Below are 7,013 nucleotides of genomic sequence, written 5' to 3'. Positions count from 1 at the left end.
TGTTTTCTGGTTCAACACAAGAAAAACGACGGAAGCCAACACACGCTGCAACTCCAGGCGGCCAATCGCCGGGAAGCGCGCATCGTCGCCATGGAAACCGATGCCTGCGTGCGCCGATACCCAACCAGTGTGGATTCGATTCTTCAGGCCGCCTGACGTCGCCTGACCATTGATCGAACGCTCAGGTTGCAGATCCCTCGCCTGACTACCGATGCTGGAGATCAAATCGTTCAAGCCATCCGACCTCGACATGGTCACAGAGATGGCCCGTGAACAGGAGTTCGCTCCAGGGGTTGGGGATATCGAGATCTATGCCAACACCGATCGGCAGGGAATCTGGCTTGCCTGGCAAGACAATGCGCCGGTGGGCTGCATCGCCGCAGTCACTTACAACCCCAGCTACGCCTTCATCGGCCTATTCGTGGTGAAGCCGCAGCATCGGGGGCAGGGAATTGGCCGTCGCCTCTGGCAAGACGCCTTAAAAACCCTCAGCAGCGTGAAGTGCATCGGCTTAGAAGCGGCAGTCCAAATGGTGGGCTTCTACGAAAAAGCAGGATTTCAGAAGGACTGCGTCACCACACGCCGGCAGATGCTGTGCTGCAGCGATCAACCACAACACCCGAACAGCACCCTGCTCCACCGCAGCGACATCACCGTTGTGCCACTGCGTGAGATCTCACTCGAGGCGATTCAGCGCTACGACGAACGCCACGAAATCAGCCCGCGTCCCCATTTCCTTGAACTGTGGTTACGCCACCGGGCAGGAGACGTCTTTGTGGCCAGGGATGCCCAGGGGGAATGCCATGGCTACGTGCGCATTCGGCCCTGCCTGCTCCCCATCGGGGAAGGTTGGCGGGTGGGGCCCTGGCTGGCGGAAGATGCCGGTATGGCATCACTGTTGCTGAACAACGCCATGGACCGCCACAAGGGAGTCGTTCTGATCGACACCCCGGGGCATAACCCGTCTGCCAAAACGATCACAACGGCGAAGGGCTTCAAACCCATGGGTTCCACCGTGCGCATGTACAAGGGCGTGATGCCGGAGGAAGGCCACGACCGCAACGTCTATAGCTTGGCCTGCCTCGAGCTCGGTTGAATCCGAGGGTCGAGTAACCACTCCCTAAATTCCTGAGTCAGCGCATAACTGTCTTCAAAGCTTTGCGCTTGATCAAGATTGGCAATCCTGTGCATCACCTCGCTCACAACTTGAGCCCTGATGGAATCAGATTCAATTGACATCATCCCTTTAGGTATCGTGAACTGACGAGAACTCGGCCTGAATCATCAACATCAATCGCTCGGGCGATTTGTATTGCCTTGGCAAGGAGCGATGCAACAAACGCAAACGATCCCAACAGAGTGTTCGTTGAAGTTCAGCACTTGTTTTCCCCTGCTTGATCAGCATCTTCAAGGCCTTGCAGTACAGCGGATATTTGGCTTCAAGCTCTCCGATACTGAGATTGGATGTGCTCATAGTTTGTTCACTCCGCCGAGCAGAACTGTGCAATGAACTAGGCCATTGCATCGCCTCCCATATGGGGACAATCGCCCTGTCCCCGGATGGGGGTAGCTCAACGATCTAGTCCGCGCGTTAGATGGGCTTTGATTGCAATTTTGAGCGTGGAATCAATCGAAACCCACATCGCTAAAGACCGTGAGGAACTGGCCAAGGCGGAAGCCAGCGGAGACCAGGCCAAGGCGCGTCACTACGCCACCGAGCTCGAAGGGCTCGAAACCTATCGCAGCCACCATCCCGGAGAACACAAGGACCCCACCTCCCTCGAGGTGCATTGCGACCTGAATCCCGACGCTCCGGAATGCCGGGTCTATGACGACTGACGACGGTCGAAACCATACGGACCGGTTGGCCCGCAAGGATGGATAAAAGATGCAGGGAAGCGCATGGATCTGACCCCATACCTGCAGAGCGAACCCGCGTCTCCCGACGAAGAGCCCCTGCTTTCCGTTGCCATCAACGGAAGCATTGCCTTAGCAATGAAGGGACGATTCTTCCTGCGCTGTTTCTGCGAAAGTTTCAGCGAAAGATCTCGGATCGGCTGTGCCGTTACGGATGAAGAGTCCTGCTTGAGTTATCTCAAAAGGAATTCATTTGAACTGCTTCTCTGCACGGATCTGCTTGAAAAAGGAAATGGCTTTGAGTTAGCGCGCAAAGCCCGAGAACTTCAACCTGGCCTCAAGGTGGTGGTACTGGCGTTAAGCGATGCCATTCCGGTGGAGTACGACAACGCACCCTGGCTGGAAGCCGTGGTCGCCGAAGCCGACATCATCGAAGACCGCAAACCGCTTGAGGCAGCAGTGCTTGCGGTAATGGGACATCACTCCTACCGCAGCCCATCTCTGCGCTCGGATGAACTTCCCTATCTTAGCTGCCCGCGACTGACACCGCGGGAATACGAAGTGCTCGACCGCCTCGCCCGCGGCATGTCCGACCGGGAAATTGCGGAAGATCTCATCGTCACCGAAGAGACCGCGCGCACCTACACCAAGCGGCTGTTGCGCACCCTTGAAGTGAACAATCGGGTTCAGGCGGTGTTGAAGGGAATGCGCTGCGGCATGGTTCAAATCTGAGCGAAGGATTCACCCCAGATGGGGGTAGAGATCAAGACCCTGCCCAGGCGTCAATGGATAGCGATAAGTGATATCGCGACGAGATGGTAGCAGTCACCTTCACCCATGAACCATCCCTCGCAGAACTGCGAGAAACGGAAGCGGTGTACACCCGCGCCATGGAATACCTGGTGGCAGATGGTGTGAAAGAAGGGGAAGCCAGAGAGAGCGTCTGCTGGCAACGACTGAACCGACTGCATCAGGCCCTTCCAGACCGTTACGGTAATCCACGCGCGCTCTTCCTTTCACTTCAGGCGCATCAGCGAAGCCAGAAGGTGGATTAGTTGTCTCGGCACTGAATCAGACCATGGACAGTGAATATCAGCCGATCAGTCGGGTGGAACGGTACTGGCCGCTCACCCCTGGTTGCTCGAGGCCCAGGCCTGGAAACTGCTCCGCATTAGATACGTGCTGATGGGCCCAGAGCTCACTATCCACAATCCCGATCACCTCCAACTGATCATGCAGGAGTGGGCCGATCATCTGGTGGAGATAGATGACGCCGCACTTCGGCAAATGTGTGCATGGATCGATCGAAGCCGTCTGGAGGGTGAGCAGGGCGAGCTCTGACTCTCACCAAAGCAGCACGCGATAAACATCACTCCACCAGAAATTCACTGCGCAGGGCTCGCGCATCCTGAATGCGTTGGCCCATGGCGAGCCAACGGAGACGGGTGTTCAGCCAGGAGCGCAGTCGGGTTGAGGACACCGACTTGTTCAGCAGACCGTCCGAAGGCTCAGGCGTGCCAAAGGGAATGGTCATCAGCCGCGCGGGATGGTTCAGGCTAATCAGATCTCAGCCACGCCAGCCCCACTTTCAGCCGGTTCTCCCCTAAAAGGCAATGCGTGTTCGTGCGGATTGCCAGGGCCTGGCCCAGCCCCAAGACTGTGCGTATCGAAATCGGAGGCGTCCATGCGAGACAACGGTCCAACCGAGCAGACGTCAGAAGCAAGCTGACTTTCAGGCCCCTGCTCCAACAGTTTTCACACCTCTTGTTGGGTGCGCCCTTCGACAGGCCTTGTGCGAAAGGCCAGGCCGATCGGCACTCCATCTGCACCGTGCCAGGTGCCCTAAGGAGCTCCCATCCCCGACCCCTTGGAACATGGCCCCAGGCGCCATAAGCCAGACGCTTCGACCTTCCTTCAGCCACACCTGATGGATTGCGTCATGCACAAACGAGCGAGTTAGGCCGCCTGTTCATCGGAACAGGACGGCCACATCAACCCTGAACAACACCGTTCAGACACAGACCCCCGGCCCCCTCCGTCACAGGGACCGGGGGTCTGCTGCTGAATCAGGCCTTGCGCTTCTGATCGGCCTGCCGCAGTTGCTCGCGCAGGATAATCGGATCATCACAGTGGGATCTGCGGTAGAGCGCTTTGATGTTGCGTGACTCCTCATCGAGCAACTCCAGCTCAACCGCATCCGCCATTCCAACGGTGAAATCTTCGATCTGGCGGTCTTCAAACTGATTCTCCAGAGCCATCAACTCCTTCAACGAATCACTCATATAGAGACAACTCGACGCCATCAATTTGAGGTTTTCTCGAATCTTGATGTCGGCCTGCTCGCGAACATCCCGCGCCTTTTCCAGCGTGGCAATCAGATCACCACTGGCCTCCTCCTCAATCGTTGCCGCAGAGACTGTTGAGGTTGTTGCACAACCCAGCACCAGCACCAACAGCAACGCCAGAACGGATTGCAGAACCTTCATCGGAACCCCAGAAGACAGGTCACGTTAAGGGGAGTCATAAGACGACGTCCCCTCAGATGAGGGAGACATCGCTTTGGATCACCGCCCCACAACCCCTCAAGTGGGTGATGTGTGGCCCTCAGGTTTTGCCGATGCTGATGGAACACGAGGCGAGGAGAACCCAAGACCATGACCAACACAACCACCAAAGCTCAACTGCTCGATCTGCTGATCGAACCGCTGAAGGGATGCAAAGGGCTCTACGCCCATCGACAGAACCTGATGCAACGGGTGATGCGCATCCCGGATCTTGAGGTGCGCAATTACCTCGATCGCCTCAAGGCAAGCCATTTCCCAGGCACCTAGGCCCTTAAGAGCCCAGGAGTGCAATTCTTAAGGAATGCCGAGAGACGCAAAGAAAGCCAAGCCCATATCGGTTGTCGCAGCCCGGTCCAAGCTCGGATCCATAGGACGGCTGCAGTTTCAAACGTGATCCCATGGCCGAAACACTTCGTCTGCTCTATTCCGTTCAAGGAAATGGAACCGTGGAATCTATCGGCAATCATCTTTATCGGGTCTGCCGACCAGCCGGATGCACCGTTGCGATGGGACTCAGCAACGCGCTTTACCTGAGCCGCAACGTGCCTGAAGTGGAACACAACCACCACTCACATCGATGACACTAAAATTCGCCCTAGCTATGGAGCGAATCATCAAGCCGGAACAATCCCCATCACCCGGCCGATAGCACCAGATCTTGATGCGTTGGCTCGACAACACCTATCCAGCCCCAGATCTAGGGAGAGCAATATCTCTTATGCAGAGCCCTTGATTACACGTCAACGCTACATGTGGTGGCCATCGGGGTTATGTTGAGAGACCCCATCACCCGGCCCGCTCCTTCGGCGGGCTTTTTTTGTGGCAGCACCCCAGATGTAGCGCCGGGGCAACACTCTGCAGCCGAGTCACAAAAAAGGAGGGTTCCCTAGTCCCTCCCCTGTTCGACGCAGTTTCCCCCTGTTCTGAGCCGGGGGTTACCTGTTCATTCTGTATCCTCAGGAACCAAACGCCATCGGTGATTGCACCTAGACAACGGTCGCATCAGCGATCAAGTAGGCCGGCGTCGATCGTGGCTTCGGGATTGAGCTTGATCAACATCCAAAGCAACATGGCCGAGCAATCTCGATCACTCACGCCATAGTCATATTTCCAGTCAGCGACCATCTCCTTGAGCTCATGTTGAGCCTGGGTGATCAACTCATCGTTCCATTCCTGCGCCAATCCATTCACTCCTCTTCGAGATCCTCTTCTGTGACGTAGAAGGGTTCATCAGAGCCGGGCTGATCGTTTTCCAACACGAGCACCTTGAGCAAATCATCGCTCTCAAACACAAAGAGGCTATCCTCATCGGGATGCACCCCCTTCATTTCGGGATGCTGATTGATGAGGCGCTTTAGCCGGCGCTTCTCCTTCCAGAACTTGTACCCCTTTTCAACCAGATAAACCGTCAGAGCCAAGTTCACCAGCACGAGGGCGAGGAACTCCAGGGCCTGCATAAATCACAACCGGGTTTGATGACCCTAGCTAGAGAAGCACGAAGCGCCATAGCAAGCGATACCAAGCGTCCAAAGGCACGGAGAGGACGGGACAGGGCGACGACGACGGCCCATCATGAGAATGATTCTCGAATCTCGAGGAGGTTGCGATGGGCCAAGTGTGCCTGATTTCAGGCCCCCCGGGGTGCGGGAAAACAACCTGGGCGCTTCAAAGCCTTCAGCAGCATCAAGGCGCCTGCGCCTACCTGCGGCTGGAGGGAGACAAGGAGGCGGGGCTCGAGCAGGGGGCAGACAGCGGAATCGACCTGGCCTGGCTCAAGGACCAGGTGCCCAGACTTGAGGAGCCGTCGATAGCCAACACGACAGATCTGAAGCAGGACAACGATGGGCTGACCCTGATCGAAGTGCAGCAGTTCCACCCCCCTAGCCAGGAGGGCATTGAGGGTCTCGGAGACGACGTTCGCTCCAAGCTGGAGGCCTTGCAGCTGCACCCCGACCAACTCGTTCACTTCGGGCGAGACCCTGAATTGCCCGCGAAGGACACCTTGGAGTTCAGCAAGCTCGAGGCCTGGCACACCTCTCTTTCGGGTTGTGTCTGGGATCCCAACAGCCTGAGCAGCTTCTGGTTTGAACTCGTCAACGGTGCCTACGGCGATGTGTACCGCGCCAAAGGCCTGATGAATCTTCCTGACGGGCGGGCATTTTTCTGCAATTGGATGGTGAGCCAGGAGGCATCCCAGTTCCTGCCCCTGGACACCACGGCACCGCCGCAGGGTCGCCCCAGTCGAACCTCAGAGCTCGTTGTTCAGGGAAAGGCACTCAACCCTGAAGGGATTCAAGCCACCATCAACGACTGTCTGCTCGCGGATGACGTGCTCTCCATGCAGCAACAACAACTCACATCGCAAGGCTGATTGACATGAACCACGCCGTCATCTCCTGTTTACACGCCAACCTGGCCGCTGTGGAGGCTGTGCTCAACGACATTGACTCCCAGGGCATCCAAACCATCACCTGCCTTGGAGACCTTGTGGGCTACGGACCCCAGCCCAATGAAGTGGTGGAACTGGTGCGTCAGCGCGAGATTCCCACCTGCCAGGGTTGCTGGGACGAGGACATGATTGACGGCTTGAAT

General features: G+C 56.9%; 13 protein-coding genes. 7 read left to right on the top strand and 6 right to left on the bottom strand.

Annotated features, from left to right (window positions below; genetic code table 11):
- Positions 1–211: 211 nt before the first annotated feature.
- Positions 212–1,096, top strand: a complete 885-nt coding sequence (locus tag ACGVJ8_RS07390; protein WP_392346825.1) for a GNAT family N-acetyltransferase — start codon at positions 212–214, stop codon at positions 1,094–1,096.
- Positions 1,097–1,246: 150 nt separating this feature from the next.
- Here ACGVJ8_RS07390 and ACGVJ8_RS07385 read toward each other — a convergent pair whose 3' ends face one another.
- Entirely contained in the window at positions 1,247–1,474 is a 228-nt protein-coding gene (locus tag ACGVJ8_RS07385) for a DUF3136 domain-containing protein (protein ID WP_392346827.1), read from the bottom strand.
- 146 nt (positions 1,475–1,620) lie between these two features.
- Between ACGVJ8_RS07385 and ACGVJ8_RS07380 the strand changes: the two genes are divergently transcribed.
- From ACGVJ8_RS07380 to ACGVJ8_RS07370, 3 genes are all read left to right on the top strand, one after another.
- Positions 1,621–1,839: a CP12 domain-containing protein gene (locus ACGVJ8_RS07380; RefSeq protein ID WP_186513002.1), complete on the top strand. Its 219-nt coding sequence runs from the start codon at positions 1,621–1,623 to the stop codon at positions 1,837–1,839.
- A gap of 63 nt (positions 1,840–1,902) precedes the next feature.
- Entirely contained in the window at positions 1,903–2,589 is a 687-nt protein-coding gene (locus ACGVJ8_RS07375) for a LuxR C-terminal-related transcriptional regulator (protein ID WP_392346823.1), read from the top strand.
- Positions 2,590–2,672: 83 nt separating this feature from the next.
- Positions 2,673–2,912, top strand: a complete 240-nt coding sequence (locus tag ACGVJ8_RS07370; protein WP_392346821.1) for a DUF3136 domain-containing protein — start codon at positions 2,673–2,675, stop codon at positions 2,910–2,912.
- 37 nt (positions 2,913–2,949) lie between these two features.
- Here ACGVJ8_RS07370 and ACGVJ8_RS07365 read toward each other — a convergent pair whose 3' ends face one another.
- From ACGVJ8_RS07365 to ACGVJ8_RS07355, 3 genes are all read right to left on the bottom strand, one after another.
- Positions 2,950–3,111, bottom strand: a complete 162-nt coding sequence (locus ACGVJ8_RS07365; RefSeq protein WP_392346819.1) for a hypothetical protein — start codon at positions 3,109–3,111, stop codon at positions 2,950–2,952.
- Between the two features lie 115 nt (positions 3,112–3,226).
- Positions 3,227–3,391, bottom strand: a complete 165-nt coding sequence (locus ACGVJ8_RS07360) for a hypothetical protein (RefSeq protein ID WP_392346817.1) — start codon at positions 3,389–3,391, stop codon at positions 3,227–3,229.
- Positions 3,392–3,923: 532 nt separating this feature from the next.
- The gene (locus tag ACGVJ8_RS07355) at positions 3,924–4,343 is read right to left on the bottom strand and encodes a hypothetical protein (RefSeq protein ID WP_392346815.1); all 420 of its coding nucleotides are present in this window, start codon (positions 4,341–4,343) and stop codon (positions 3,924–3,926) included.
- A gap of 168 nt (positions 4,344–4,511) precedes the next feature.
- Here ACGVJ8_RS07355 and ACGVJ8_RS07350 point away from each other — a divergent pair, with 168 nt between their 5' ends.
- Complete coding sequence (locus ACGVJ8_RS07350) at positions 4,512–4,688, top strand: hypothetical protein (RefSeq protein WP_392346813.1); 177 nt, start codon at positions 4,512–4,514, stop codon at positions 4,686–4,688.
- Positions 4,689–5,423: 735 nt separating this feature from the next.
- Here the strand turns inward: ACGVJ8_RS07350 and ACGVJ8_RS07345 are convergent.
- The gene (locus tag ACGVJ8_RS07345; protein WP_392346811.1) at positions 5,424–5,612 is read right to left on the bottom strand and encodes a hypothetical protein; all 189 of its coding nucleotides are present in this window, start codon (positions 5,610–5,612) and stop codon (positions 5,424–5,426) included.
- Positions 5,609–5,878 carry a hypothetical protein gene (locus ACGVJ8_RS07340; RefSeq protein WP_392346809.1) on the bottom strand — a complete coding sequence of 90 codons (270 nt, stop codon included), beginning with the start codon at positions 5,876–5,878 and terminating at the stop codon, positions 5,609–5,611. Before ACGVJ8_RS07340 ends, ACGVJ8_RS07345 begins: the two co-directional genes overlap by 4 nt.
- Before the next feature lie 149 nt (positions 5,879–6,027).
- Between ACGVJ8_RS07340 and ACGVJ8_RS07335 the strand changes: the two genes are divergently transcribed.
- A complete protein-coding gene (locus ACGVJ8_RS07335) occupies positions 6,028–6,792 on the top strand; it encodes a GTP-binding protein (protein WP_392346807.1) in 765 nt (254 codons plus the stop codon).
- 5 nt (positions 6,793–6,797) lie between these two features.
- Positions 6,798–7,013, top strand: a 216-nt coding sequence (locus ACGVJ8_RS07330; RefSeq protein WP_392346805.1) for a metallophosphoesterase family protein, incomplete at its 3' end; no start/stop codon positions are given.

The organism is Parasynechococcus sp., from assembly GCF_042954245.1.
Lineage (GTDB): Bacteria > Cyanobacteriota > Cyanobacteriia > PCC-6307 > Cyanobiaceae > Parasynechococcus.
This window is presented reverse-complemented; position numbering and strand designations above follow the sequence as displayed.